This is a genomic window from Natranaerofaba carboxydovora (assembly GCF_022539405.1).
Lineage (GTDB): Bacteria > Bacillota > Natranaerobiia > Natranaerobiales > Natranaerofabaceae > Natranaerofaba > Natranaerofaba carboxydovora.
The window spans coordinates 3,077,827-3,103,727 of sequence record NZ_CP054394.1; the positions used below are offsets into that span (position 1 = coordinate 3,077,827).

28 protein-coding genes are annotated in these 25,901 nt (G+C 36.2%); 26 read left to right on the top strand and 2 right to left on the bottom strand.

Annotation, left to right across the window (positions count from 1 at the left end; genetic code table 11):
* Positions 1–214 precede the first annotated feature (214 nt).
* From ACONDI_RS14590 to rd, 15 genes are all read left to right on the top strand, one after another.
* Positions 215–1,885, top strand: coding sequence for a formate--tetrahydrofolate ligase (locus ACONDI_RS14590; RefSeq protein WP_241079262.1), 1,671 nt, complete (start codon positions 215–217; stop codon positions 1,883–1,885).
* Between the two features lie 287 nt (positions 1,886–2,172).
* Complete coding sequence (locus tag ACONDI_RS14595) at positions 2,173–3,099, top strand: biotin--[acetyl-CoA-carboxylase] ligase (protein ID WP_241079263.1); 927 nt, start codon at positions 2,173–2,175, stop codon at positions 3,097–3,099.
* 14 nt (positions 3,100–3,113) lie between these two features.
* Positions 3,114–3,881: a type III pantothenate kinase gene (locus ACONDI_RS14600; RefSeq protein ID WP_241079264.1), complete on the top strand. Its 768-nt coding sequence runs from the start codon at positions 3,114–3,116 to the stop codon at positions 3,879–3,881.
* A gap of 45 nt (positions 3,882–3,926) precedes the next feature.
* Positions 3,927–4,283: a hypothetical protein gene (locus tag ACONDI_RS14605; protein WP_241079265.1), complete on the top strand. Its 357-nt coding sequence runs from the start codon at positions 3,927–3,929 to the stop codon at positions 4,281–4,283.
* A gap of 19 nt (positions 4,284–4,302) precedes the next feature.
* Positions 4,303–4,743, top strand: coding sequence for an ATP-binding protein (locus tag ACONDI_RS14610; RefSeq protein ID WP_241079266.1), 441 nt, complete (start codon positions 4,303–4,305; stop codon positions 4,741–4,743).
* Between the two features lie 26 nt (positions 4,744–4,769).
* Entirely contained in the window at positions 4,770–5,150 is a 381-nt protein-coding gene (locus ACONDI_RS14615; protein WP_241079267.1) for a 4Fe-4S dicluster domain-containing protein, read from the top strand.
* Positions 5,144–6,127, top strand: coding sequence for a [Fe-Fe] hydrogenase large subunit C-terminal domain-containing protein (locus ACONDI_RS14620; protein WP_277397862.1), 984 nt, complete (start codon positions 5,144–5,146; stop codon positions 6,125–6,127). Before ACONDI_RS14615 ends, ACONDI_RS14620 begins: the two co-directional genes overlap by 7 nt.
* A gap of 275 nt (positions 6,128–6,402) precedes the next feature.
* Complete coding sequence (locus tag ACONDI_RS14625; RefSeq protein ID WP_241079269.1) at positions 6,403–6,753, top strand: DRTGG domain-containing protein; 351 nt, start codon at positions 6,403–6,405, stop codon at positions 6,751–6,753.
* Complete coding sequence (locus ACONDI_RS14630) at positions 6,746–7,531, top strand: PHP domain-containing protein (RefSeq protein ID WP_241079270.1); 786 nt, start codon at positions 6,746–6,748, stop codon at positions 7,529–7,531. Before ACONDI_RS14625 ends, ACONDI_RS14630 begins: the two co-directional genes overlap by 8 nt.
* 15 nt (positions 7,532–7,546) lie before the next feature.
* A complete protein-coding gene (gene nuoE / locus ACONDI_RS14635) occupies positions 7,547–8,035 on the top strand; it encodes an NADH-quinone oxidoreductase subunit NuoE (protein WP_241079271.1) in 489 nt (162 codons plus the stop codon).
* A 5-nt stretch (positions 8,036–8,040) separates the two neighbouring features.
* Complete coding sequence (locus ACONDI_RS14640) at positions 8,041–8,601, top strand: ATP-binding protein (RefSeq protein ID WP_241079272.1); 561 nt, start codon at positions 8,041–8,043, stop codon at positions 8,599–8,601.
* Positions 8,594–8,968, top strand: a complete 375-nt coding sequence (locus tag ACONDI_RS14645) for a (2Fe-2S) ferredoxin domain-containing protein (protein ID WP_241079273.1) — start codon at positions 8,594–8,596, stop codon at positions 8,966–8,968. The genes ACONDI_RS14640 and ACONDI_RS14645 overlap by 8 nt, the downstream gene beginning before the upstream one ends.
* 51 nt (positions 8,969–9,019) lie before the next feature.
* Positions 9,020–10,807, top strand: a complete 1,788-nt coding sequence (gene nuoF / locus ACONDI_RS14650) for an NADH-quinone oxidoreductase subunit NuoF (RefSeq protein ID WP_241080976.1) — start codon at positions 9,020–9,022, stop codon at positions 10,805–10,807.
* A 55-nt stretch (positions 10,808–10,862) separates the two neighbouring features.
* On the top strand, positions 10,863–13,544 hold the full coding sequence (gene fdhF / locus ACONDI_RS14655) for a formate dehydrogenase subunit alpha (RefSeq protein WP_241080977.1): 2,682 nt from the start codon (positions 10,863–10,865) through the stop codon (positions 13,542–13,544).
* A 74-nt stretch (positions 13,545–13,618) separates the two neighbouring features.
* The gene (gene rd, locus ACONDI_RS14660) at positions 13,619–13,777 is read left to right on the top strand and encodes a rubredoxin (protein ID WP_241079274.1); all 159 of its coding nucleotides are present in this window, start codon (positions 13,619–13,621) and stop codon (positions 13,775–13,777) included.
* A gap of 41 nt (positions 13,778–13,818) precedes the next feature.
* Here the strand turns inward: rd and ACONDI_RS14665 are convergent, their stop codons facing one another.
* The gene (locus ACONDI_RS14665; RefSeq protein WP_241079275.1) at positions 13,819–14,037 is read right to left on the bottom strand and encodes a YgaP family membrane protein; all 219 of its coding nucleotides are present in this window, start codon (positions 14,035–14,037) and stop codon (positions 13,819–13,821) included.
* A 166-nt stretch (positions 14,038–14,203) separates the two neighbouring features.
* On the opposite strand from ACONDI_RS14665, the gene ACONDI_RS14670 reads away from it, so the two are divergent.
* Positions 14,204–14,710 carry a phosphatidylglycerophosphatase A family protein gene (locus ACONDI_RS14670; RefSeq protein ID WP_241079276.1) on the top strand — a complete coding sequence of 169 codons (507 nt, stop codon included), beginning with the start codon at positions 14,204–14,206 and terminating at the stop codon, positions 14,708–14,710.
* A 19-nt stretch (positions 14,711–14,729) separates the two neighbouring features.
* Positions 14,730–16,130: an aspartate aminotransferase family protein gene (locus ACONDI_RS14675; RefSeq protein ID WP_241079277.1), complete on the top strand. Its 1,401-nt coding sequence runs from the start codon at positions 14,730–14,732 to the stop codon at positions 16,128–16,130.
* An 11-nt stretch (positions 16,131–16,141) separates the two neighbouring features.
* Here the strand turns inward: ACONDI_RS14675 and panD are convergent, their stop codons facing one another.
* Entirely contained in the window at positions 16,142–16,504 is a 363-nt protein-coding gene (panD, locus tag ACONDI_RS14680) for an aspartate 1-decarboxylase (protein ID WP_241079278.1), read from the bottom strand.
* Between the two features lie 169 nt (positions 16,505–16,673).
* On the opposite strand from panD, the gene pyrR reads away from it, so the two are divergent.
* The 9 genes from pyrR to ACONDI_RS14720 all read left to right on the top strand — a co-directional run bounded on the left by pyrR (position 16,674) and on the right by ACONDI_RS14720 (position 25,749).
* Positions 16,674–17,216, top strand: a complete 543-nt coding sequence (gene pyrR, locus ACONDI_RS14685) for a bifunctional pyr operon transcriptional regulator/uracil phosphoribosyltransferase PyrR (RefSeq protein WP_241079279.1) — start codon at positions 16,674–16,676, stop codon at positions 17,214–17,216.
* A gap of 214 nt (positions 17,217–17,430) precedes the next feature.
* Complete coding sequence (locus ACONDI_RS14690; RefSeq protein ID WP_241079280.1) at positions 17,431–18,939, top strand: complex I subunit 5 family protein; 1,509 nt, start codon at positions 17,431–17,433, stop codon at positions 18,937–18,939.
* Positions 18,940–19,377: 438 nt separating this feature from the next.
* Positions 19,378–19,500, top strand: a complete 123-nt coding sequence (locus ACONDI_RS15730) for a hypothetical protein (RefSeq protein WP_277397791.1) — start codon at positions 19,378–19,380, stop codon at positions 19,498–19,500.
* Between the two features lie 360 nt (positions 19,501–19,860).
* Positions 19,861–20,850: an acyl-CoA dehydratase activase-related protein gene (locus tag ACONDI_RS14695; RefSeq protein WP_241079281.1), complete on the top strand. Its 990-nt coding sequence runs from the start codon at positions 19,861–19,863 to the stop codon at positions 20,848–20,850.
* Complete coding sequence (locus tag ACONDI_RS14700; RefSeq protein ID WP_241079282.1) at positions 20,847–21,923, top strand: CoA protein activase; 1,077 nt, start codon at positions 20,847–20,849, stop codon at positions 21,921–21,923. Before ACONDI_RS14695 ends, ACONDI_RS14700 begins: the two co-directional genes overlap by 4 nt.
* A 1-nt stretch (position 21,924) precedes the next feature.
* On the top strand, positions 21,925–22,899 hold the full coding sequence (locus ACONDI_RS14705) for an acyl-CoA dehydratase activase (RefSeq protein ID WP_241079283.1): 975 nt from the start codon (positions 21,925–21,927) through the stop codon (positions 22,897–22,899).
* 213 nt (positions 22,900–23,112) lie between these two features.
* Positions 23,113–23,634, top strand: coding sequence for a helix-turn-helix domain-containing protein (locus ACONDI_RS14710; RefSeq protein WP_241079284.1), 522 nt, complete (start codon positions 23,113–23,115; stop codon positions 23,632–23,634).
* A gap of 90 nt (positions 23,635–23,724) precedes the next feature.
* The gene (locus ACONDI_RS14715) at positions 23,725–24,657 is read left to right on the top strand and encodes a quinate 5-dehydrogenase (protein WP_241079285.1); all 933 of its coding nucleotides are present in this window, start codon (positions 23,725–23,727) and stop codon (positions 24,655–24,657) included.
* Positions 24,658–24,660: 3 nt separating this feature from the next.
* Positions 24,661–25,749, top strand: coding sequence for a shikimate dehydrogenase (locus tag ACONDI_RS14720; protein ID WP_241079286.1), 1,089 nt, complete (start codon positions 24,661–24,663; stop codon positions 25,747–25,749).
* Positions 25,750–25,901: the final 152 nt, after the last annotated feature.

Consider the following 25,901-nt stretch of genomic DNA (forward strand, 5'->3'; position numbering starts at 1 on the left):
ATATCAACAAAATAACAAAAAATAGTATTAATGGTATTAGATAAACTTGACTCCAGGATAAGATACAGAAAATTCTGAAATATTTATCAAAAGAGGAATTTTATTATTATTTAGGGAATATTAAAAAGGGTTTAAAAATTATGGTAAGAAATTTAAGCTTTTAACAAATTGTAAGTAAATTTAAATTTATAATAAATTAAAGGAGGGTTAATTTTTGAAAAGCGACATTCAAATTGCACAGGAAGCTAAAATGACGCATATCAAAGAGATTGCTGAAGAGGTTGGTTTAAAGGAAGAGGAAACGGAGTATTATGGGGATTATAAGGCTAAGGTTTCATTTGATGCCTGGAAAAGAATCAAGGATAGGCCAGATGGTAAGCTTGTACTTGTAACCGCTATCACACCTACTCCTGCAGGAGAAGGTAAGTCAACTACCACAGTAGGGTTGGCACAGGGTCTTAAGAAAATTAATAAAAATGTAATGGTGGCTCTACGTGAACCTTCTCTAGGACCAAGTTTTGGAGTTAAAGGAGGAGCAGCAGGTGGAGGTTATGCACAGATAATTCCAATGGAAGATATTAACCTGCACTTTACTGGTGACCTTCACGCTATGACTACTGCTAACAACCTACTTTCAGCAGCTATAGATAACCACGTTCATCAGGGCAATGATTTAGATATTGATGTAAGAAGGATCACATGGAGAAGGGCTATGGACCTTAATGAGAGAGCTCTTCGTCACATAAATGTTAACCTTGGTGGAATAGCTAATGGATTCCCAAGAGAAGATGGATTTGATATTACAGTGGCAAGTGAGATTATGGCAATCTTGTGTCTTGCAACTGATATCAAAGACCTAAAAGAAAGACTTGGAGACATAATCATTGGATATAACCGTAAGAGAGAGCCTGTAAGATGTAAAGATCTAAATGTTCAAGGTTCTCTAGCTGTTCTATTGAAAGATGCAATTAAGCCTAATCTAGTTCAGACTATCGAAAATGTACCTGCATTTGTTCATGGTGGACCATTTGCTAATATAGCTCATGGTTGTAACTCTGTTATGGCAACTCAAATGAGCCAAAAATTAGCTGACTATACAATTACAGAAGCAGGATTTGGAGCGGACCTTGGTGCAGAGAAGTTCTTTAACATTAAGTGTCGCTTTGCTAACCTAAAGCCTGACGCTACAGTTGTAGTTGCAACAATCAGAGCTCTTAAGATGCACGGTGGAGTAAGCAAAGATAACTTGAAGGAAGAAAACATAGAAGCCCTTAAGAAAGGCTTTGCTAACTTAGAAAAGCACATGGAAAATGTTAAGAAATTTGGAACTCCAGCAGTTGTTGCTGTTAACAGATTCCCAACTGACACAGAAGAAGAAGTTGAGTGCTTAATTCAGCTTTGTAAAGATAAAGGCTACAGAGTTGCTCTAAGTGAAGTGTTCTTTAAAGCTGGCGAAGGAGGTAAAGAGCTAGCTGAAACTGTCGTTGAAGTCCTAGAAAACGAAGAATCCAACTTTAAGCCAATTTATGACGAAAAATCTCCGATCAAAGAAAAAATTGAGACTATAGCTAAAGAAGTTTATGGAGCTGATGGAGTAGACTTCACACCGGCTGCCGAAAGAAATATACGTGAGTTAGAGAGAGTTGGAATGGATAAGACTCCAGTTTGTATGGCAAAGACTCAGTATTCACTTTCTGATGATCCATCGCTTCTTGGATGGCCAAAAGGATTTAGAATTACTGTTAGAAAGCTCAATCCTTCTGCAGGGGCTAAGTTTGTAGTTGCCCTTACTGGCGATGTTATGACTATGCCAGGGCTGCCAAAGAAACCTGCAGCAGAGGAAATCGATATTGATGATGATGGAAACATCACAGGCTTATTCTAGTAAAGCATATAACTAAATAGTGTAGCACTCTAATGAGGTGGTTGGATCGTAACAAATTCCGGCCACCTCATTAATTTTTTTGTTAGAGGCTTTGTTATAGTTCATCCTTTTAATTTGCGAGATTTAGCAAGTTCTTGCGACGCGCCTGCAGCAGGCAAGTGTTTTAAAAATTTATATCGACTTATATGAGTAACTTATATTATAATGATTAAAAATTGTGTTTTACTGCTAATAAGAAGGTGATCAAAATCAATAAGCCACTAAATTTAAGTGAAACCAAGTTAAAAATGCTTATGATGTTAAAGAAAAAAGAAGTGATTTCTGGAGAAGAGTTAAGTAAAGAATTTTTAATATCGAGGACTGCTGTATGGAAAAATATTCAGTCCCTTCAAAGTATGGGGTATGAAATTGAATCAATATCTGGTAAAGGATATAGACTTACCAAAATTCCTGATTTATTATATCCCTGGGAATTAGATTTAAAAATCTTAGACAGCTCTAAAATATATTATTTCGAGAAAATTGATTCAACTAACAGGTATGCCTCTAGACTTACTCCTCCGGCTTTAGTGCTTGCAGAAAGACAGGAAGTTGGTAAGGGAAGGCTTAGCAGGCAATGGACTTCTAATGCTGGTGGTATCTACTGCTCCATTGTAGTAAAGCCTGAAATAGATTTTGTAAAGCTCCCGGTTTTGTCACTGGTTACTTCTGTAGCACTTGTTGAAATTTTAAGAGAGTCATATAATTTGAATGCTGAGATTAAATGGCCTAATGATGTAATGGTAAACAATCGAAAACTAAGTGGGATTTTGGTAGAAGCTTCTGGAGAACTCGATGAAATAAATAAAGTCATAATTGGAATAGGTATAAATGCAAATCAATCAAGAGATGATTTTCCAAAGGAGCTAAAAAATAAGATCACAACAATTAAGGATGAAAAAGCATATAAAATAGATAGAAAGGAACTCACAAAAAATCTAATAGAAAGAGTTTTAAAAAGGATCTATGATTTCAAAGAAAATCCGGATTCTATATTAAATTTGTGGAGGAAGTATTCTTGTACTTTGGGAAAAGACGTAATAATTAAAGGGTTAAAAGATGGTGATGTAGAAGGTATGGCTGTAGACATAGATGACTCTGGGGCACTGATAGTAAAAAAAGATAATAGCGAAATAAAAGTTACCAGTGGTGATGTTTCATTAAGATTAAATTAAAAGGAGAGAGATAAATGTTACTTGCAATTGATGTAGGCAATACACACACTGTACTTGGAGTCTATAAAAACAAAAAATTACAAAGTTTTTGGAGAATACAAACACAAAGAGAAAAAACTGAAGACCAATACGGAATTACTATAAAGAATCTCTTATGGTACAGTAATTTACCAAATGTAGAGATTAAAGATATAATAATAAGTTCTGTTGTACCACCTTTGACTCAAACTCTCTCTCGAATGGGAACCAAATATTTTGATGTCAAACCACTGGTGGTCTCACCAGATATAAAGACTGAGATGAACATACTATATGAAAACCCTGAAGAAGTGGGAGCGGATAGAATTGTAAATGCTATAGCCGGATTTGAGCTTTACGGGGGCCCTTTGATTATAGTTGACTTTGGTACGGCGACTACTTTTTGTTCGATTTCAGAAGACGGGAGTTATATCGGAGGAGCTATAGCACCGGGGATGTATATCTCTACAGATGCGCTATTTAAATTGGCTGCAAAACTTCCAAAGGTAGAACTCACAAAACCAGCAAAAGTTATAGGAAGAAATACCACAGCTAGTATGCAGGCAGGGATATTTTACGGTTTTGTTGGCCAGGTGGATGGAATAGTTAAAAGAATGATTAAAGAATTTTATACTAAGCCAACAGTTATAGCTACAGGAGGGCTTGCCAATTTAATTTCAGCAGAAAGTGAGACCATAGACCGCATTAACCCTTATCTTACCCTTGAAGGATTAAAAATTATTTATGAAAAAAATAAAAGATGACTTTGAAATATTGTATCTTTTAATCGGAAAGGAGAAGTTAAAACTTTGAAACTTCAGGAGGTAAAAGATATTTTAAATGCGAAAGTTTTGGTTGGAAATTTGAAAGAGTTTGATGAAAACTCTTTTGCAATAGAAAGGGTTTTTGCTTCAGATTTAATGAGTGACGTGTTAGCTTTTGCTGAAGAAAGAACAATGCTTTTGACAGGCCTTACTAATTTACAAGCTATAAGGACAGCAGAGATGCTTGATATTGAGGTGGTAGTTTTTGTTAGAGGTAAGCTACCAAATCAAGAGATCTTAAATCTAGCCAGTGAAAAGGGTATAATTATACTTGCTACGGATAATAGCATGTATGATTCATGCGGCAGATTATATCAAAAAGGGGTAAAAGGAATGTCCTGAGAATTGGAGAGGATCATATATGAATAAAAATAATAATGAGCCTAAATATACTGTTTCTTATTCTTTGAAAGGGAAGGATTTTTTAGAAGGTGGGAAAGCAAGCAGTAAAATAAAAAGCAGACTAAAGGATCTAGGAATATCCCCGGAAATAATCAGAAGAGTTGCTATAATAGCCTTTGAGGCTGAAATGAATGTGATTATTCATGCCTACCACGGAACAATAAAGGCGGAAATAGATCCAGAAAAAATAGCGATAGAGACCGTAGATAAAGGCCCGGGGATTGAAGATGTAGAAAAAGCTATGGAAGAAGGATATACTACTGCAGGTCCAGAAGTACTAGAGATGGGTTTTGGTGCCGGTATGGGACTTCCCAATATAAAAAGATATTCTGATGAGGTAGATGTTACCTCTCAAGTGAATGAAGGAACTAGGCTTTATGCTACCGTTTATTTTAACTAAATTAGTTTAGAAGCGAGGAGATAAGAATGGGTGGTGGCTTTCATTCTGTAAAATTAAAAGCTGAAAACTGCGTTGGATGTGTGCACTGCTTGAAATCGTGCCCTACTAAGGCAATAAGAATAATTAACAATAAAGCAAGCATTATTGATGAAAGGTGTATTGACTGTGGTGAGTGTGTTCGGGTGTGCCCTTATAGTGCAAAGCTAGTTGATACAGATGATATTAATAATATCAAAGACTATAAGCATACTATTGCTCTTGTATCGCCTGCATTTTTAGTTCAGTTTCCAAGACATATAAGCCCGGAGAAGGTTTTGAAATCCCTTCTGCACTTTGGTTTCGACAGTGTATTTGATCTTTGTCTGGGTGGCGAAATAGCTGCTAAAGAGATTAACACAAAATTTTAGAAGAAAAAAACTATGAACCTCCCTTGATATCTTCCCACTGTCCTGCCATTGTAAGGCTTATACAGATCAAATTCCCTGAGCTTGTATCAAATATAGTACCAATAGATACCCCCTTAGATATTACCGCGGAGCTTGCCAAAAAATATGTATCTATCAAAACAGGGATTGAAAAAGAAGAAGTAGGAGTATTTTTCTTAACAATGTGTTCTGCTAAAGTTACAGCAATTAAGAATCCTGTAGGTAAAGAATACTCACCTGTGGATGGAGCAATATCTGTTGCAGAGATATATGACTCGCTGAGAAAAATTGTTAAAAAAGACATAGAGATTGATCAAGAACTCGTCATTCCTGGAAGTCCTGGGCTTGGAATGGGATTTGATATCATGGGGTGTGATAAGACAGGGATAAAAGAGTGTGTCTGTTTATCTGTAAGTGGTATCGATAAAGCTATTAAAATATTGCAAGAGATTGAATTAAGAAAAATACCTCAGCTTGAATATCTTGAGCTATACTCTTGTGATGGAGGCTGTGTAGCAGGTATGTTAAATGTACAAAACCCCTATGTTACACAGGTTAGGTTTAGGGAAGTGATGGATAGCTTAAGCGGTAATGGCTCAAATTATGAACTTTTAAAAGAAGAACTACCGAAAGATTTTACTCCTCAAAAGATTACCCTCTCGCCTAGGCCGATCGGTGGGTTATCAGAAGATATATCTAACTCACTTAGAAAACTGGGGATGCTTGAAAAAACCCTGTCTGATCTACCAAGGATAGATTGTGGTGCCTGTGGTGCTCCAACGTGTCGTGATTTTGCTGAAGATATAGTGCAAAAAAGAGCCGAAATCCACTCTTGTGTCTTTCACTTACTTAATTCGGTGGCAGAGCTTACAGGAGAGGCTTTTTCCCTTGCCAAGAAGATACCTTATGTAAAGGATAAGACAAAGACAAAAAGGATTGATGGTTCAGAGGATTATTGAGGATAAAAACTTGATTCTGGTGCAAAAAGTTAATTTGCTAAAATAAAATGCTTTTTTTGATACATCTATATTCAAAAAAGTTTGATATTCGGCTACCTGATTAATCGTTCGTCCTGAGCTTAAATCAGCCAATGCCATCCTGGTATTAGGCCATAATATCTCACTTTTTCTCATCAAGATGTATCTTGCAAAAAAATCATAAAATTCGCAAATTAACTTTTTGCACCAGAATCATATTAAGATTCCTAATATTGTTTTAAAGGAGTAGATTAAGTATGAAAATTGCAGATTTAGTAGATAAACTGCCTCTTGAAGTTTTGGCCTGTGAAAAAAAATTAGAGAAAAATGTGACAGGAGGTTACTGTTCTGATTTATTAAGCGTTGTAATGTCAAGTGCAAAGGAAGGTCAGGTATGGATAACCCTACAGGGTCATCCAAATATAATTGCAATTGCAGTTTTACTAAACTTATCTGCTATAATAATTTCTGAAAAATCTAAAGTTGATAAAGAAACAATTGAAAAGGCCAAAGAAGAAGATGTAGTAGTTTTAACTACTGAACTTACTTCATATGAAATTGTAGGCAGACTGTATAATTTGGGCATTTATGGTGAAATAGATGCCTAATGGTAATAATCAACTTCAATGGATTAAAGGAGATTTGCACGTTCATAGCGTATTATCTCCTTGTGGGGAGCTAGAAATGAGCCCCTCTAATGTAATGAATAAATGCAAAGAGTTAGGCATAGATATACTTGGGATTTGTGATCATAATTCTGGAGCTAACCTACCTGCCTTTATAAAAAAAGCAGAAGAAGAAAATATAATGATTCTGTGTGGAATGGAAGTACAAACAAGGGAAGAGGTTCATTTATTATGTTTTTTTCCCTGTTATAATAATCTTATGGAATTTGAAGAGGAATTCAAAGGTACTTTGCCGAAAATTAATAATAATCCTGAAGTGTTTGGAGATCAGGTCATTATTGACGAAAATGAACAGATATTACATTTTGAAGATAACCTTTTATTAATATCTTCTAGTCTTGGAATTGGTGATGTAATAAAACTTACACAAAAATATAATGGAGAAGTGATTGCAGCTCATATTGATAAAAAATATTATAGCTTGATTTCTAACCTGGGGTTTCTTCCATCATATAATTTTTTAGCTGTGGAAATATTTAATTATGATGGAAAAGAAAAGATGATTCACGAATATTCTGAAATTGAAAACTACCCTATTATTGTATCATCTGATGCTCACAAACTTGATGATATGGACCAGAAATATCAGACTTATTTTTTTGTTAAAGAGCTAACTTGGCAAGAGCTGCTTTTAGCTTTTCAAAATAAAGATAGTAGAAAAATAGCAGTTTACAAAAATGATACTGTAAATCAAGAATAAAGGAGGAATCTTTGTATGAGTGAGTGTAAATGTGATCACGCGGCCTGGCATAAGGAACAAGCCGAACTAGACAAGCTTCTTGCTGACTTCAAAGGCGAAAAAGGAGTCTTAATTCCAGCGATTCAAAAAGTGCAGGATTATTATGGTTATTTGCCAGAGCGGGGGTTAAAAAAAGTAGCCGAGACTTTTGATATGCCACTTAGTAAAGTTTTTGGAGTGGCTACGTTTTATGCCCAGTTTCATTTGAGCCCAAGAGGTAGATGGATTGTAAGGGTGTGTCAGGGGACTGCTTGCCATGTTAGAGGCGCAGACAAGATAATGGATAGGCTGATTTCAGAACTTGGAATTGGCCCAGGCGAAACAACAGAAGATCTTAGGTTTACTATTGAGCCAGTGGCCTGTATCGGTTGCTGCGGGCTAGCACCAGTTTGTATGGTTAATGATAATACTCATGGGCGCCTGACACCAGATAATATTCCTGAAATTTTAGAAATGTACGAGTAAATAAAATGAAAGAGATTTCGCTTCATGTTTTGGATATATTACAAAATTCCGTGGAGGCAGATGCCACGGAAATACTGTTGTATATTGATGAAAGCACAGAAAAAGATCTACTTCGCATTATAATCAAAGACAATGGGCGCGGTATGGATGAAAAGCTTGTAAAATGTGTCCTCGATCCTTTTAAGACCACAAGAAAAACCAGAAGAGTAGGGCTTGGTCTTTCATTATTTCAAATGACAGCCAGGCAGTGTGAGGGAGACTTAACCATAGCCTCTGCTCTTGGAAAAGGAACCAGAGTAAATGTAGTTATGAAGTATGGTCACTGGGATAGACCACCTCTTGGAAATATGGCGGATACAATTATATCTTTTTTAATGGGCAGTCCATCAATTGAACTTAAATATATTCATAAAAAGGATAATATTAAATTTATGTTTGAAACAAAAGAAGTAAAAGAAATGCTTGAGGACGAGGCGCCTTTTGAGAATAGTAAAGTCGCCTATATGGTTAAGGGATATTTAGAACAAGAGCTATCAAAGCTTTATGGGGGTGAAATTAATGGATAAGCTTAAATCTTTGGATGATTTAAAAAACCTAAGAGAAGAGGCCAGGAAAACCACTACAACAAGACAAAGTACAGAGAATTTAATCATAGTTGGGATGGGTACTTGTGGCATTTCAGCCGGTGCTAGGGATGTTATGAATACTATTCTGGAAGAATTAAACAAAAGAGATCTTTCGGATGTAAATGTTACCCAAACAGGTTGTATTGGTATGTGTGAAAAGGAAGTACTTGTGGATGTTAAATTGAAAGGAAAAGAAAGAGTTAGCTATGGTAGGGTTACTCCTCAAGATGTATCTCGTATAATCGCAAACCATGTGATAAATGGCCAAATAGTAGAGGACCTGGTAGTTGGAAAACCAGAGAGCTAATTCTTAAACTATTTAACAAAGTTGAAGAAAGGGAGTGGAGAAAAAGTGGAGATGTACAGGTCTCATGTTTTGGTATGTAGCGGCACAGGCTGTACTTCCTCGGGATGTGTGGAAGTCCAAGAAAACCTAGAAAAAGAACTCTCTAATAATAAATTAGAAAACGAAGTAAAATTAATTCAAACTGGGTGCCATGGATTATGTGAGCTTGGACCTATAGTTATTGTGTATCCAGAGGGAACCTCATACTTTAGAGTAGAGGGCAAAGACGTAAAAGAGCTTGTTGAGGAACATCTATTAAAGGGTAGACCCGTAGATAGATTGATGTACAAGGAGCCAATATCCGAAGAACAGGTTCCCTATTATAACGATATAAACTTTTATAAAAAACAAAGCAGGATAGTTCTAAGAAATTGCGGCTATATTGATCCGGAAAGCATTGAGGAATATATTGCTAGAGGAGGATATGACGGTCTAAGTAGAGCACTATCAGAATTTAGCCAAGATGAGGTTATTGAAGAGGTTAAAGAATCAGGCCTTCGAGGACGTGGAGGAGCAGGCTTTCCAACAGGTGTGAAATGGGGCTTTGCAAGACAGGCTCCTGGAGACAAAAAGTATATTATCTGTAATGCTGACGAGGGTGACCCCGGAGCATTTATGGATCGTAGTATCCTAGAAGGTGATCCTCACAGTGTTATTGAAGGCATGGCAATTGGGGGATATGCGATTGGAGCTGATGAGGGGTATATATATGTTAGGGCAGAGTACCCTCTAGCTATAAAGAGACTTAGAAAAGCTCTAGAAGCGGCTGAGGGCTTAGGGCTTTTGGGTGAAAACATTTTAGGAACAGGCTTTAATTTCAAATTGAAAATAAAAGAAGGCGCTGGCGCTTTTGTATGCGGCGAAGAAACAGCTTTGATGGCATCGATAGAAGGTAATAGAGGTATGCCAAGGCCAAGGCCGCCTTTTCCTGCTCAAAAAGGACTCTGGGGCAAGCCGTCTAACATCAATAACGTTGAAACTCTTGCCTGTGTACCTGTTATATTATCAGAAGGAGCAGGATCATTTAATAGTGTAGGTACCGAAAATAGTAAGGGAACCAAAGTTTTTGCTCTAACCGGAAAGATAAATAATACCGGTCTTGTTGAAGTTCCAATGGGAATAAAAATAAAGGATATAATCTATACCATTGGCGGTGGTATTCAGGAAGATAAAGCCTTTAAGGCTGTCCAAATCGGAGGGCCGTCAGGTGGTTGTCTTCCCGAAGACAAAATAGACCTTCCTGTAGATTATGATTCCTTAACTCAAGCAGGAGCTATTATGGGTTCCGGTGGTCTTGTGGTAATGGATGAAGAAACATGTATTGTTGATGTTGCAAGATTTTTCTTGAAATTTACTCAGACAGAATCATGTGGGAAATGTACTCCGTGCAGAGAAGGAACAAAAAGGATGTTAGAAATTTTAGAAAGAATTACACAAGGAGAAGGGAAAGAAGGAGATGTAGAGCTATTAGAAGAGCTTGGAAGTATGGTGAAAGAAACATCCTTGTGTGGTCTTGGCCAAACAGCCCCGAACCCTGTTTTAAGTACTACTAAGCATTTTAGAGATGAATATAATGCTCATATATTGGACAGAAGATGTCCGGCAGGAGCCTGTAGTGACTTATTGATATATAAGATACTAGAAGATAAATGTAAAGGTTGTACAAAATGCGTTAAGGCTTGTCCTCAGGATGCTATTACTGGTGAAAAGAAAGAAGTTCATGTTATAGATCAAGATAAGTGCATCAAGTGTGGTGCTTGTGTAGATCAATGCAAATTCGAAGCAATTGTGCTTGGGTAGCAGAAATTTATGAAAAGATATTTTAGAAGGTAAAAAGAAAGGAGAGACTTGGCTGATGGAGCATGTTAATATAAATGTTGATGGCAAAGATATCCAGGTAGGCAAAGGTGCCACTGTATTAGAAGCTGCAAATGCAGCTGGCATAGAAATACCGACTCTATGTCATCAAAAAGATTTAAGTATCGTTGGGTCGTGCAGGTTATGTGTTGTTGAAGTGGAAAAGGCCAAAAATATGCCTGCTGCTTGTGCACTACCTGTATCTGATGGTATGGTCGTAAAAACTGATTCAGAGAAAGTAAGGAATGCAAGAAAGACTATATTAGAATTGATCTTAGCTAACCATCCTAAGGATTGTATGGTGTGTGAGTCAAATGGAGACTGTAAGCTGCAGGATTACTGTTATGAATATGGTGTTGGAGATAGTCGTTTTGAAGGAGAGGTTACATCTTACGAGATAGATGATTCTAGTAAGTTTGTAGAGAGGGATCTGGACAAATGCATACTTTGTGGTAAGTGTATAAGGGTATGTAGTGAGATTCAAGGTGTTTCTGCTATAGACTTTATGGATCGTGGGTTTAATACCAAGGTGGCAACTTTCTTTGACAAAGGACTTGATGATTCTCCATGCGTTAGCTGTGGTAACTGTATTAATGTATGTCCGGTTGGAGCTTTGACAGAAAAGCCATATAAAGGCCTTGGAAGAGACTATGAATTTGATATGGTGAAGACCACCTGTCCTTATTGTGGTGTAGGCTGTACCTTTAACTTAAAGGTAAAAGATGACAAGGTATGTGGAGTAAAAGAAGAGCCCACAGGTGTAGCAAATGAAGGGTATCTATGTGTTAAAGGGCGCTTTGGAATGGGTTTTATCCACAGTGATGATAGGATCAAAAAACCACTTATTAAGAAAAATGGAAAGTTTGAAGAAGTAGAGTGGGAAGAAGCTATCTCACACATAGCTGATAACCTTAAACAGGTTAAGGATAAAAATGGAGCGGATTCTATCGGGTTTATGGCATCTGCAAAATGTACTAATGAAGAAAATTACCTGTTGCAGAAGTTTGCCAGAACCCTTATAGGAACGAACAATATTGACCACTGTGCTAGGCTCTGACACGCTCCTACTGTGGCCGGTCTGGCCACTGCATTTGGAAGTGGAGCGATGACTAATAGTATCAGTGAAATACAAAATGCCGATGCAATATTTGCTATTGGAACAAACACGACTGAAAGTCATCCAATTATTGGGCAGCAGGTGGTGAAAGCTCAAAACAAGGGCGCCAAAGTAGTTGTAGCAGATCCAAGAAAGACACCAATTGCTGAAATGGCAGATATTTGGCTAAATCCTCTGCCAGGTACCAATGTGGCGCTATTAAACGGACTTATGAATGTGATTGTTGAAGAAGATTTAATTGATAAGGCATATATCAATGATAATACTGAGAATTTCGAAGAAGTAAAAGAAATTGTAAAGAATTATACTCCAAAAAAAGTTGAAGATATCACAGGTGTGCCTGCAGAAAAAATTAAAGAAGCAGCAAGGATATACGGTAAAGCAAACAAAGCCCCGATACTTTATACAATGGGTATTACTCAGTTCACCACAGGAACAGATGGTGTCTTCTCTGTGGCAAACATGGCTTTAATGACAGGGAATGTAGGTATAGAAAGCGGAGGAGTTAACCCGCTAAGAGGACAAAACAATGTTCAGGGTGCCTGTGACTTAGGAGGTCTTCCTAATGTATTTACTGCCTATCAAAAAGTAGATAACCCTGATGCTGTGGAGAAGTTTTCTAAGTTCTGGGGGGCTAAGCTCAGTGATAAACCAGGTAAAGCTGTTACAGAAATGATGGCAACCGCAGGGGACGAAATAAAAGCACTGTATATCATGGGAGAGAATCCTATGTTAACTGATCCAAATCTTGGGCATGTTGAAAAATCCTTAGAAAGTCTTGATTTCCTGGTTGTGCAGGATATTTTGATGACAGAAACAGCCGAAAAAGCTGATGTAGTTCTTCCTGCTGCAACTTTTGCTGAAAAAGATGGGACTTTTACAAACACAGAAAGAAGAGTTCAAAGGGTTAGAAAAGCCATACCAGAACAGGGTGACTCAAAAGCTGACTGGAAGATTTTCTCTGAATTATCTACAAAGATGGGAATGCCAATGAATTATAGTAGCCCTGAAGAAATAATGGATGAACTGAGAGAGGTCACCCCGAGTTATGCAGGTATAAGTTATGAAAGAATAGAAGATGAAGGTATACAGTGGCCTTGTCCATCAACAGATCATCCGGGGACAAAATATCTGCACAAAGACGGCAAGTTCCCTATAGGTAAAGCTAAATTTACCGGTATAGAATATAAACCGGCGGCAGAATCGCCGGATGAAGAATACCCATATATTCTTACCACAGGAAGAGTCCTATACCATTATCATAGTGTTATGACAAGACGGTCTAAAGAGCTAGATGAAGAAGCGCCAAAAGGATTCATGGAAATACATCCAGAAGATGCCGATAGGCTTAGCATAGAAGATGAAGAGTTAGTTAAGGTATCTTCTAGAAGAGGTGAAGTGAAGGCTCCCGTTAAGATAACGGACAAAATATCAAAAGGGGTAGTTTATATGAGTTTTCACTACAAAGAGATGGCTGCGAATAAGCTGACTAATGAACTATATGACCCAAAAGCCAAAACACCTGAGTTAAAAGTTTCTGCAGTCAAGATCGAAAAATTATAATTATAACAGCTGGATTTATCTAGATAAATATGTTATATTTTAATGACAGCTATTATTAATAAGGAGGTATTAGTATGGATAAATATGAGTGCAGTGTATGTGGTTATGTTTATGACCCGGAAGTAGGAGATCCGGATAATGGAATTGCTGCAGGAACTTCTTTTGAAGATCTTCCTGAAGACTGGGTATGCCCGGAATGTGGAGTAGATAAAGATATGTTTGAAAAAGTATAAAGAATATTTCAGGCGGGGCCATGTTTGTTGGCCCCGCCTGCTTAACTTATGTGTTCCAAAGGAAACGGGTCTTTATTTTCGCTGCCTGTAGATATCCCAAGCATATGAAGCATCGGACACCACCTGGTGACTCCTTCTGCAATTTTGCATGAACCAAATGCTATCATGGTTGGAGATTTTTTTATAACGCCATAGCCAAGTAAAAAAGATCCTCCTGTTAGACGCAGGTAGCTATCTAATAGGCCTACATTCTTTTTCATTGATTTCACTCTCCTATCGTTTTTTTAATATAATAAGGGGAATCTATCCTTTTGTGTGTTATTATTTCCTTAAATGCGGTATATATAAATTTGTAGGACCACATAAATTTGTTTCAAGAAAAACTTTAGACTATAATATCGAGTAAGTAGAATCTGGAGGGTTTTGATGAAATCTAGAGACGATTTGTATAAAGCAACATGTGAATGGTTAAAGGAACGAGGGATAAAAATAAAGGATATAGCCGAACTTTCATATAACTTACAACATCCTTATGTACCAAAAATGACAATGGAGGATGCAATTGAAAGTGTTAATTCAGTTTTGAAAAAAAGAGAAGTACAAAATGCAATTTTGACGGGTATTTTTTTAGATAAGGCGGCAGAGAATAAAATCCCTGACGAACCGCTTTTGACCAGACTTCTTACTGATGATCCTTTATTTGGTATTGATGAAATCCTTGCTTTGAGTATTGTAAATATTTATGGCTCTATAGGACTAACAAATTTTGGCTATTTAGACAAGGAAAAACCCGGGATTATCAACGAGTTAAATAAGAATAAAAAACAGGGTAAGGTTAATACATTTTTGGATGATTTAATTGCAGCTATAGCAGCCGCTGCTGCTTCGAGAATTGCACATCAGACAAAAGATGACGAAATTTTCGATAATTAATTTAGATTAAACAAAGGTGGTGTTTTTTATTCTAGTATCTCTTGAACAAGCACTTAGTCAAACCGAAAAGGAAATAAAAAAACGTCATGAAGAATACTTAAACCCCGGATTTGCCAGAATGCTAAGCTTGCTATCCTTTGACAAGAAGTTTGACAGGGCTCATGGTACATACATATGGGACAAAAAAGGGAATAAATATTTGGACTTTTTGGGAGGGTATGGCTCATTAAACTTAGGTCATAACCCACAAAATGTAATTAATGCTATTAAAAAAGTTGAACAAGTTCCAAATATATTACAAGCTTCTTTAAACCCTTTTAGTGGAGTTTTGGGGGAAAATTTGGCCAAAATAACCCCAGGAGATCTTAAACATACTTTTCTTTGTAATAGTGGTGCTGAAGCTGTTGAAGGAGCTTTGAAATTAGCTAGGAAATCCACCGGGAAAAACAAGATTGTTTATTGTGAAGGCTCTTTTCACGGGAAGACTTATGGTTCATTATCCGTTAGTGGAAGAGAAAAGTATAAAAAAGGGTTTGGCTCACTTTTGCCAGGCTGTATCGAAATTCCCTATGGTAATTTAGAAGAACTAAAAAAAGCTTTAGAAGAAGATAGTGAAGATATAGCTGCTTTTATTTTAGAGCCTATAAAAGGTGAAGGGGGTATAATTACTCCTCCAGAGGGCTATCTGAGAGAAGTTAGACAACTATGTGATAAATTTGAAGTGCTTATGATCTGCGATGAGATTCAAACAGGTCTTGCTAGAACAGGTGAGATGTTTGCATGTGATCATGAAAAAGTAACACCTGATATTTTATGTATGGCAAAGTCTCTAGGCGGCGGGGTCATGCCTATAGGTGCTTTTATAACAACTGAAAAGCTGTGGAAAAAGGCTTATGGAAAGTTTGAAGAAGCTCTCCTTCATACCTCTACTTTTGGCGGCAATACTAGAGCCTCGGTTGCAGCAATAGCTACTTTAGAAGAAATTTATCAAAAGGACTTGTGCAGTAAAGCCAAAGAAAAAGGAGAATATATGTCTAACAAAATGCTAGAACTAAAAGATAAACATCCTTTGATTAAAGAAGTAAGAGGGAAGGGCTTAATGGTAGGCATAGAATTTAAGACTATAGAAAGCAAAGTTTTAAATAAATTATCTGGTGGGGCTGCAGGTAAGCTAAGCGAAGAATATACCGGGGCGCTGATAGCTGAGATGCTTCAAAATGAGTTTAGGGTTATAACTGCTTATACACTTAATAATCCAAACGTTATACGATTTGAACCTCCCCTGACTGTATCTACTGAAGATATAGATGTAGTTGCAGATGCATTAGACGTTATTTTGAAGAAAAATTCTAGCTTTGTTAATCTGGCGGCTAATAGCTCCAAGAAATTTATTGGCAATATCATAAAAAAGAGTAGATAAAATACAGTAGTTTAAGAAGTAAACTTATCAACAATCTCGTTGTTTTCATTAAGTATTAAAACATTTGGCTTATGTTTTTTTGCTTCCTCTTCTGTAAGTTGTGTATAAGCTATAATTATAACACGATCACCTGGCTGAACTAATCTGCTAGCAGCACCGTTTAAGCAGATTGTCCCGCTTTTTTCTTGGCCAGGTAAGGTGTAGGTTTCAAATCTATCTCCTGTATTGATATTGACAACTTGAACCTTTTCATTCGGCAGTATGCCTGCCTCTTGTAACAGATGACTGTCAATAGTTATGCTGCCAATATAATTGAGATCTGCTTCAGTTACACAAGCTCTATGAAGTTTAGCTTTAAACATGGTAAGCATCATAAAAACCACCACCATAAAATAATATTAGTTAAGAAAGTAAATGTAAATTAATTAAATTAGTCAAGAAGTCTTAATTGACCTTATTGATTTACTTTGTTATTATAAACTATGTGAAATAGATTTTTCAATACTTTTCAATTAATTTTTAATATTGGTTGGGATGGTGGAGATGGATACGATTAAAGCAAATATAATGGATGATGAAAAATTAGATAGATCACTTACCAGGATAGCCCACGAAATATTGGAAAATAACAAAAATATTAGTGACCTTGTTCTTGTAGGTATTAGAAGAAGGGGTGTACCGCTAGCAAAGAGGCTTGGACAAAAGATAAACGAAATAGAAAACATAGATTTGCCCATAGGTATTTTGGATATAACCCTTTATAGAGATGATTTGTCACAGCTTAAAGACAAACCAATAGTAAAAAAGACCGAACTGCCTTGTGAAATAACTGACAAAACAGTTGTAGTAGTAGATGATGTATTATTTACCGGTAGGACTGTAAGGGCAGCTTTAGATGCTTTAATTGATCTTGGCAGGCCAAGGCTTATCCAACTTGCTGTTTTGGTCGATAGAGGCCACAGGGAACTACCTATTAGGGCAGATTATGTTGGTAAAAATGTTCCTACATCAAAAAAGGAAGTAGTAGAGGTTAAACTTAAAGAAATTGATGAAGAAGAAAAGGTAGTTATTAAAGAATTACCTTGACCCATTTGAAATTTATATGAACATATAATTAATTTTAATGGATGATAAAATGACATTTTAAATCAAATGTATTATAATTAAAGGGCCTTTTAACGGCTAGGTTTGGGGGGTGCATATTAAAAAATTCGTGAAATTCAAATTATTCAAAGATAGGATATTTTGCAGTACAAAGTGAAGTATGTCACATTTTAGAGGGAGTTGGAGGTGAAAAACAATGGAGTATTCCCAAATAGTACAGCAGTTTCCTATTTGGGCAACGATCTTTCCTATGATAATGACAGCAGCTGTATTTTTTGCGGGACGTCGTTCGTCAAAAACAAGGAATATATTAACTGTGATAACTACGACAGTTACGTTTTTGCTGGTTTTGGCTATGTATCCTGTGATAATGGCAGGAGAAATTATCTATTACCCGATAGCTGAGCTAATACCTCCTTTTGGGTTATCTTTTAGGGTAGATGTATTGGGTTTTGGGCTTGCGCTTTTATCAAGCTTTGTTTGGATGCTTGTGTCAATATACTCTCTTGCTTATATGGATGGTAAAGAATATCAAAACAGGTACTTTTCCGCACTTATTCTTACTCTTAGTGGTTGTATAGGGATATTTCTATCAGGGGACTTATTTAGTTTGTTTATATTTTATGAGCTTATGTCACTTGTTTCTTATATTCTTATAGTGCATAGTGAGACTAGTGAAGCATTAAAAGCTGGATTTAAGTACTTGATCGTTACCATAGCTGGTGGGTTATTCTTATTCTTTGGAATTATAATAACCTTTGAAATAGGTGGAAGTATCTCGCTGCATGAAGGTGGAATTATAACTGAAGTGACAAACCTATCGTTTTTGGCTTATATCTCCTTTATTATAGGTTTTGGTATGAAAGCTGGAATGGTGCCTCTTCACGTTTGGCTTCCAGATGCCCATCCAGTAGCACCGTCTCCTGCAAGTGCATTACTATCAGGTATAATGATTAAGACGGGTGCCTATGGTCTTCTTAGAATGGTATTTCATGTATTTGACTATAATATTATTGTTGAAGCTAACTGGCACTGGATTTTAGCAGTGTTATCTGTCATAACCATTTTATTAGGATCTGCGGTAGCAATTGTACAACAGGATTTGAAAAGACGGCTTGCATATTCAAGTGTAGGTCAGATGGGTTATATCCTACTTGGGATTTCGATAATGACTGAGACTGCCATGATAGGAGATATATTTCATATTTTTAGTCACGCGTTTATGAAAAGCACCTTGTTCTTGGCTGCGGGGGTTATAATAAGTAAAACGGGCAAAAAGAAAATTGATGAATTAAAAGGAATTGGCTACAAAATGCCGCTTACAATGATTTCATTTACTATAGCGGCTCTTGCAATGATTGGGATTCCGCCCCTTAATGGATTTCTTAGTAAATGGGCATTAAGCCTTGGAGCATTAGATGCTAATCAGCCTTATTATGTAGTTTTGTTATTGCTAAGTAGTTTGATGAACGCGGTTTATTATTTACCAATTGTAAACACTGCATTTTTTGGAAAAGTTGATGAAGAACCAAAACCTGATACTGGAGAACAAGTGAAGATAGGCAAATTTGAAGCTCCACTAACAATGATTATGCCAGTGATGGTGTTAGGTCTAAGCTGTTTGGTATTAGGCTTGCTGCCTATTAACTTACCTTATGAGTTGTCGCAGGAAGCAGCCAGGATGCTATTTGAAAACAGCTTTTAATACTTTAATTCAATTTAATGTTTAAATTAAAATTATCGAAAAAGTCAAGCAGATAAAAAATACTGCTTGACTTTTTTTAATTCCTGTTGTATTTTTGTTAATAAAAGAAACTAGCGTGAATATTTAAACGAAATTTTTGGTGGATAAAAGCTAGACAAATTGATTGACTTGTTATATAATGAAAGCAAGTTAAATGAGAGAAAATTATAAATAATAAAAATATTTAGAAAATTACACTCGAGGAGTATCGGTGGTAAAGTGAGCAGGGCCAGTCAAAAGAAAAACTGATATAATATAGGCTAGACAAACAACGCGAGTTATTGTATAATAACAACACAAGAAGTTATAATAAGCAAAACAGTCAGACTATTCTGCAACATCAGAATTAAAACTTGAAGTTTGTGGGGATCTAAAAATTTTTAAGTGGGGTGAGATGTTATGCAAGGGTTGTTATATGTATTGGTGCCGGCTGTAATATTAGGTGTTTCGTGGGGATTGAGAGCTGTAGTTGCAAAGACTATGAAAGAACATCATGAAGAGCAAATGACTGTTAAGGAGTAAGTTAGTCAAGCATTTAATAAATATATTAAAAATTGTTTCTTTTACTTAATTAGTTTTAAAAAACGATCAAGTAAAAAATAAGGATAAATTTTTTAAACAGGGGACTGATGTTTTTCGCATCAGTCCCCTGTTTAATGGTTTTATAAAAAAACAGTGTTATTATTTGGCAATAGAAATATTCACTATAAATTACAAAATAGATATTTACTTTATAGTTTTAAAATAATATTATGGTAAAAAAGTATAATAAAATAAAAATAAAATGCATTAGGAAATAATTATTAAATATGATAGAATTTAAAAGGCCCGTATATTATATTAAATGTCATGCTGAATGTAGCTTAGAAAGGGGAGAGTGGCATGTCTTACAGGGTGGGTGTGCCTAGGTCTTTGGCATATTATTCTTTTTTTCCGTTGTGGAATTCGTTTTTTGAAGAATTGGGATGTGAGGTGCTTGTTTCTAGGGAAAGCAATAAAGGCGTGTTAGATGACGGTGTTAAGGAAACCGTTAATGATGCCTGTGTACCAATAAAACTTTATCATGGACATGTAAAAGATTTAAAGCACAAAGTTGATTACTTATTTGTTCCAAGGTTAGTTAGTCTTGATGGCAAGGAAACAACCTGTCCAAAATTTTTGGGGCTTCCTGATATGGTTAAACATTCGATTAAAGACTTACCTCCTTTGATTGATCTAAGGTTAGATCTTAGAAAAGGCAAGTTTGAACTATGGAAATTTTTTAAGAGGCTTGGTGAAAAGTTAGGTAAATCAACCTGGGAAGTTTTTAAAGCATATGTCAAATCAAAAAAAATTTATTATAGACATCAAAAATTATTAGAAAAAAAGGCTTCGCCAGAACTTGCCTGGAAAATAATTAAAGGTGAAAAATCTGAAGAAGAACTAAATAAAATGGTAGCCGAAAACCCTGTAAAAATTGCTCTGTTAGGCTATCCATATACAATTTATGATCCTTATATAAGTGTTGATCTTCTAGATAAATGTAAGAAAATGAGTGTTGATGTATTAACAGTGGAAAACATCCCAGGGAAAGAACTTCTTAGGCAGAAAAAGAAATTATCTAAAGAAATGTTTTGGTATTATAGTAATAATACCATTAGAGCTTGTTTGTACTTATTAGAGAAGAAAATGGTGGATGGAGTAATTCATGTGACAGCTTTTGGCTGTGGGCCTGACGCCATGGTTGATAAGTTTTTAGAAATAGAATGTAAAAATCAGGGCAATATACCGTTTATGACTGTTGCCATTGATGAACATACAGGAGATGCGGGGATGAGCACAAGGCTTGAAGCTTTTGTAGATATGTTAAACAGGAAGAGGGGATTTAAATGAGAAAAGTTTCCTTTCCAAAGATGGGTCCTTCTTATATTGCTTTTAAAATGATGCTTGAAGAGTTTGGCCACGAGCCAATAGAGCCACCGGTCCCTAGTAAAAGAACTTTATCATATGGAACCACTCATTCTCCTGAGTTTGCCTGCTTACCTTTTAAGGTCCTGACAGGCACTTACTTAGAAGTCTTAGAAAAGGGAGCAGATATGCTTGTGAGTTCAGGAGGTGTAGGACCGTGTCGAGCAGGTTATTATGGAAAAATGCATGAAAAGATTTTAAATGATTTAGGGTATAATCCAGAGTTGGTAATTTTTGACCCCCCTTTAAGGGCGCCCTGGGACTTTTTTAAAAAAACGAGGAAACTTAAAGGAAAAACTTCTTGGTATAGAACAGCTGATATCCTGAAAAGAACCTGGAAAAAGTTAATAGCTCTAGATGATTTGGAAATTAAAGCTAGCAAAGTTCGTCCCAGACAGAAGAACTATGGCGCTGCAAGCAAAGCTTTAAACAAAGGGTTTTCATATATAGAAGAAGCAAGAAATGCGAAAGAGATAGAAGAAGCTAGGGTAGAAGGATTAAGTTTGCTTGAAAATGTAAAAGATAACTCAGAGTATGAACCAATAAAAGTTGGGCTTATCGGAGAAATTTATGTAGTGTTAGAGCCCTCAGTAAATGCAGACATAGAAGAGATGTTAGGTGAAATGGGTGTAGAGGTAAATAGATCTATCTACTTAACTAGCTGGACCCGGGATAATACTGTGGCCGATGGGGAAAAAGATATAAAAGAGGCTGCAAAGCCCTATCTTGATCAGCTTATAGGTGGACATGGTCAAAACAGTATCGGTGAAACTGTCCTTTACGGGGAAAAGGGATTTGACGGAGTAGTACATTTAGCGCCTTTTACCTGTATACCGGAAATAGTTTCTAAAAGTATAATGCCTAAAGTGTCGAAAGATTATGATATACCAGTACTTACCCTGTTCTTAGATGAGCAAACAGGAAAAGCCGGGATTAAAACCCGTATTGAAGCGTTTGTGGACTTAATGAGAAAGAAACGCCGTAAGGAGGTTGGATAAAATGAAAGAAGGTTATTTGGGCGTGGATGTAGGTTCTGTGAGTACTAATTTTGTAGTAATTGATAGTGAAGGTGAAGTGCTCTTTTCTAAATATATGAGGACAAGGGGAGAGCCTATTAAAGCTGTGCAACAAGGGCTAAAAGAGACAGAAAAAAATCTTGGGGATGATATTCAAATTTGTGGCGTTGGGACCACTGGTAGTGCAAGAGTTCTGACGGGTGTAATCGTCGGGGCAGATACTGTCAAGAATGAGATAACTGCTCATGCTGTAGCTGCATCACATCAGGTTCCTGAAGTACAAACGGTTCTCGAAATTGGGGGACAGGATTCAAAGATAATTATATTAAGGCAGGGTATAGTAGTAGACTTTGCAATGAATACAGTATGTGCTGCAGGAACAGGTTCATTCTTAGACCATCAGGCTTCAAGGTTAGGGGTGCCCATTGAGGAGTTTGGAGATTTGGCATTAGAATCAAAAAATCCAGTCAGAATTGCTGGAAGATGTTCGGTGTTTGCAGAATCTGATATGATACATAAGCAGCAAATGGGCCATGAAAACAAAGATATAGTAAAGGGACTTTGTCAAGCCTTGGTCAGGAACTATCTAAACAATGTTGGTAAAGGCAAAGAAATTTTGGGTCCTGTAGTATTTCAGGGTGGTGTTGCTGCCAATAAAGGCATACACCATGCCTTTGAAGAAGCTTTAGAACAAAATGTTACTATTCCAGACAACTTTAATGTAATGGGTGCTATTGGAGCGGCATTATTAGCACAAGATACTGTGAAAGAATCAGAAGAGACAAAATTTAGAGGGTTTGGAGCTGGAAATATACAATATGATGCATCAAGTTTTGAGTGTGATGGATGCCCGAATATTTGTGAAATAGTAAATATTGAGGCAGAAGGGAGTCTTCTTGCAAGATGGGGAGGACGCTGTGGTAAATGGGAAAATATAAAAGATCAGGCAGTAGTATAATAAAATATACTTATTTTATTGGGTTTGTAATATACCAGGGTTATAATTCCTGGTATATTTTTTTTGGAGGAAGAGAACCATTAACTGAAGTTACAAATATTTGTAAAAAAGGATTTATCAGTTTGACTTGGGGAAAAAAATAAACTAAAATTAGTGGTGCACACATTGTGTACAAAGTAGTGTGTATAATAATTGCTTATAGGAGAGGGATAAATGGATCTAGTGAGGATCGGAGAAAAACTAATTAGTTATCAAAAAATAGAGTCAGTCATTCAAGAAGTTTTAAAACTTAGAAAAAAAGGTTATAGTCAAAGAGAAGTATCGAAGAAGATTGGAATTGACCGTTCGTTTATTTCTAAAATTGAAAAATTAGGGGAAATTAGAAAGGGTGGAAGTATTGCTGTTGTGGGATTCCCTTTATTAAATAAAACAGAGTTGATGGAGATTTGTAATAATTATGGAGTGGATTATACTTTTTTGTTGACAGAAAAAGAAAGATGGGACTGGATTAAAGATAAGACTGGAGAAGGGCTTTTGAATAAAATCATGGAACTATGTTCTGAGGTAAGGGGAATAGATGTTGTTGTTGTCATTGGTTCAGATTATAGGATAAATCTTATCGAAGCTTTACTAGACAAAGACGTTATAGAGATATCTTTAGGAAAATCTCCTATACAAGAAGATATATATTTAAACCCTGAGACTTTAAAGAATACTTTGAGTAAAATTACATAAATTTAAACACTTTACTTTTGTGAATAGACTTTTTGCACCAGAATCTTAAATTTTAATTGTATACAGCCTGCTTTTTTGGAGGGTGAAACTTTGAAAAGAATTGTAAGTGTTAGTCTTGGATCTAAAAAGCGAGATAATAAAGTTAAGCATAATTTTTTAGGGGAAGAGTTTGTGATAGAAAGAATAGGCACAGACGGAGATATGAATGAGATGAAAAATTTAATTAAAGAGCTAGATGGTGAGGTTGATGCCTTTGGCCTTGGAGGAATGGATTTATATCTGGTCTCTGGTGAACAGAGGTATATGATAAAAGAAGCTGAAGAAATTGTCAATTGTGCTAAAAAAACTCCAATTCTAGATGGAAGTGGCCTAAAAAATACTTTGGAAAGAAGAGTTATTAAAAATATTAATAAAGAACATGATATTTTTGATGAAAAAACAAAAGTTCTAATGGTTTGCGCTTTAGACAGGTTTGGTATGGCTGAGAGTATAAATGATTTTGGGTGTGAAATATTATATGGGGATGTGATTTTTAGCCTTGGCATACCATTTCCGATAAAATCATTAAATACCCTTGGTAAACTGGCGAAAGTTGTTTTCCCTGTTGTTAGGAATATACCATTTGAAAAGCTTTATCCGACGGGAGAAAGGCAGAATGAAACGAAAAAAAAGTTTGAGAAGTATTACCACTGGGCCGATGTAATAGCTGGGGATTTTCATTATATAAATAAGTATATACCCGAAGATTTAAAAAATAAAATTATAATAACAAACACCATAACCAAAGAAGATAAGGAGAACTTAAAAGAAAAAGGGGTTAAAAAGGTGGTTACCACCACACCTGTTCTTAACGGACGGGCTTTTGGTACAAATGTAATGGAAGCTCTACTGGTAGCTATGAAAAATAAAGATAGTGAGCTGACAAAAGAAGAATATGAAGACGCCCTTGATAAACTTGATTTTAAACCTACGGTGATCAATTTTGATAAAGAAAATGATTTAGTCACTGAAAGGGGAAGTTAAAATATGGATGATTTTGCTTTTATTATTCACCCGATAAAAACAGAAGATTTTGCAAAAAAATTTCCTGTGGTACAAAAATTACCAAAACCTATATTAGAAAGACTTTCAAGTATTGTACCGCCGTTTAAAGTCTCAGATATTACAGGAGTCAAATCGCCCCATAATGAAGTGAAAGGCTCTTTTGTTGCATGTCCTCTTTCAAGTAATCAAATATTTAGGCTACCAGAAGAGTTTGTTTTAAATAAGATTATAAAGGCGGGGAGATTAGCCGAGAAGCGGGGTGCTAAGATTGTTGGGCTTGGTGCTTTGACTGCTGTTGTAGGAGATGGCGGCATTACTGTTTCAAGAAATTTGGATATACCTGTAACTACAGGCAACAGTTATACTGTTGCTAGTGCTATTGAAGGTGTAAAAAAAGCAAGCGACCATATGGGCTATGATTATAAGAACGCTAGAATATGTATAGTTGGGGGAGGTGGGTCGATAGGAGCGGTTACTGCTGAATATTTAGCGAGAGAAGCGCGTTTTTTGACTATTGTTGGTAGAGAAGAGAAAAGGCTCAATAATGTTGCTCAAAAAATATTAAATAAAACTGGTTTAGCTGTTGGGATTTCAAAAGATGTTAAAAATGCTGTTTCAGGTGCGGATATTATCATAACTGTTACGGGATCAGTTGAATCGGTAATTGATGGTTCGGAGCTAAAGCCTGGAGCTATAGTTTGTGATGTTGCAAGACCAAGAGATGTTTCTTGGAGAGTTGCAAACTTGCGTGAGGATGTTTTGGTTATAGAAGGTGGAGTGGTTGAGGTGCCGGGAGATGTAGATTTTAATTTTAATTTTGGTTTTCCTGAAGGTACAGCTTATGCCTGTATGGCAGAAACGATGATTTTGGCCCTTGAAGGTAAGTACGAATCTTTTACTCTCGGCCGTGATTTGACTATTGAACAAATCGATGAGATGAACCACCTGGCCAATAAGCATGGTTTTGGTTTAGCTGGATTTAGAAGTTTCGAAAGGGCTTTGAGTAATGATGAAATAGAAAATATAAAGAAAAATGCCGAAAAAGAGAGAATGAAACTAAAAGAGGCCTAAATAGCGATAATAAGTAAGCGTCAACAATTTTTGTTCTATTAGGAAATATCTGTGACCCGAGTAGATATTACTATTTAGTTGACAAATGAGGGCTGTTAGTTTAAAATGTAGCAAAATTTGCAAAATAAGCGTCTCTACAAGAGGTGATTTAA

Coding starts and splice junctions, on each gene's coding strand:
- ACONDI_RS14595 (WP_241079263.1), top strand. CDS start 2,173: ATGCTTATGATGTTAAAGAAAAAAGAAGTGATTTCTGGAGAAGAGTTA.
- ACONDI_RS14600 (WP_241079264.1), top strand. CDS start 3,114: ATGTTACTTGCAATTGATGTAGGCAATACACACACTGTACTTGGAGTC.
- ACONDI_RS14610 (WP_241079266.1), top strand. CDS start 4,303: ATGAATAAAAATAATAATGAGCCTAAATATACTGTTTCTTATTCTTTG.
- ACONDI_RS14615 (WP_241079267.1), top strand. CDS start 4,770: ATGGGTGGTGGCTTTCATTCTGTAAAATTAAAAGCTGAAAACTGCGTT.
- ACONDI_RS14625 (WP_241079269.1), top strand. CDS start 6,403: ATGAAAATTGCAGATTTAGTAGATAAACTGCCTCTTGAAGTTTTGGCC.
- ACONDI_RS14630 (WP_241079270.1), top strand. CDS start 6,746: ATGCCTAATGGTAATAATCAACTTCAATGGATTAAAGGAGATTTGCAC.
- nuoE (WP_241079271.1), top strand. CDS start 7,547: ATGAGTGAGTGTAAATGTGATCACGCGGCCTGGCATAAGGAACAAGCC.
- ACONDI_RS14640 (WP_241079272.1), top strand. CDS start 8,041: ATGAAAGAGATTTCGCTTCATGTTTTGGATATATTACAAAATTCCGTG.
- ACONDI_RS14645 (WP_241079273.1), top strand. CDS start 8,594: ATGGATAAGCTTAAATCTTTGGATGATTTAAAAAACCTAAGAGAAGAG.
- nuoF (WP_241080976.1), top strand. CDS start 9,020: ATGTACAGGTCTCATGTTTTGGTATGTAGCGGCACAGGCTGTACTTCC.
- rd (WP_241079274.1), top strand. CDS start 13,619: ATGGATAAATATGAGTGCAGTGTATGTGGTTATGTTTATGACCCGGAA.
- ACONDI_RS14665 (WP_241079275.1), bottom strand. CDS start 14,037: ATGAAAAAGAATGTAGGCCTATTAGATAGCTACCTGCGTCTAACAGGA.
- ACONDI_RS14670 (WP_241079276.1), top strand. CDS start 14,204: ATGAAATCTAGAGACGATTTGTATAAAGCAACATGTGAATGGTTAAAG.
- panD (WP_241079278.1), bottom strand. CDS start 16,504: ATGATGCTTACCATGTTTAAAGCTAAACTTCATAGAGCTTGTGTAACT.
- pyrR (WP_241079279.1), top strand. CDS start 16,674: ATGGATACGATTAAAGCAAATATAATGGATGATGAAAAATTAGATAGA.
- ACONDI_RS14690 (WP_241079280.1), top strand. CDS start 17,431: ATGGAGTATTCCCAAATAGTACAGCAGTTTCCTATTTGGGCAACGATC.
- ACONDI_RS15730 (WP_277397791.1), top strand. CDS start 19,378: ATGCAAGGGTTGTTATATGTATTGGTGCCGGCTGTAATATTAGGTGTT.
- ACONDI_RS14695 (WP_241079281.1), top strand. CDS start 19,861: ATGTCTTACAGGGTGGGTGTGCCTAGGTCTTTGGCATATTATTCTTTT.
- ACONDI_RS14700 (WP_241079282.1), top strand. CDS start 20,847: ATGAGAAAAGTTTCCTTTCCAAAGATGGGTCCTTCTTATATTGCTTTT.
- ACONDI_RS14705 (WP_241079283.1), top strand. CDS start 21,925: ATGAAAGAAGGTTATTTGGGCGTGGATGTAGGTTCTGTGAGTACTAAT.
- ACONDI_RS14710 (WP_241079284.1), top strand. CDS start 23,113: ATGGATCTAGTGAGGATCGGAGAAAAACTAATTAGTTATCAAAAAATA.
- ACONDI_RS14720 (WP_241079286.1), top strand. CDS start 24,661: ATGGATGATTTTGCTTTTATTATTCACCCGATAAAAACAGAAGATTTT.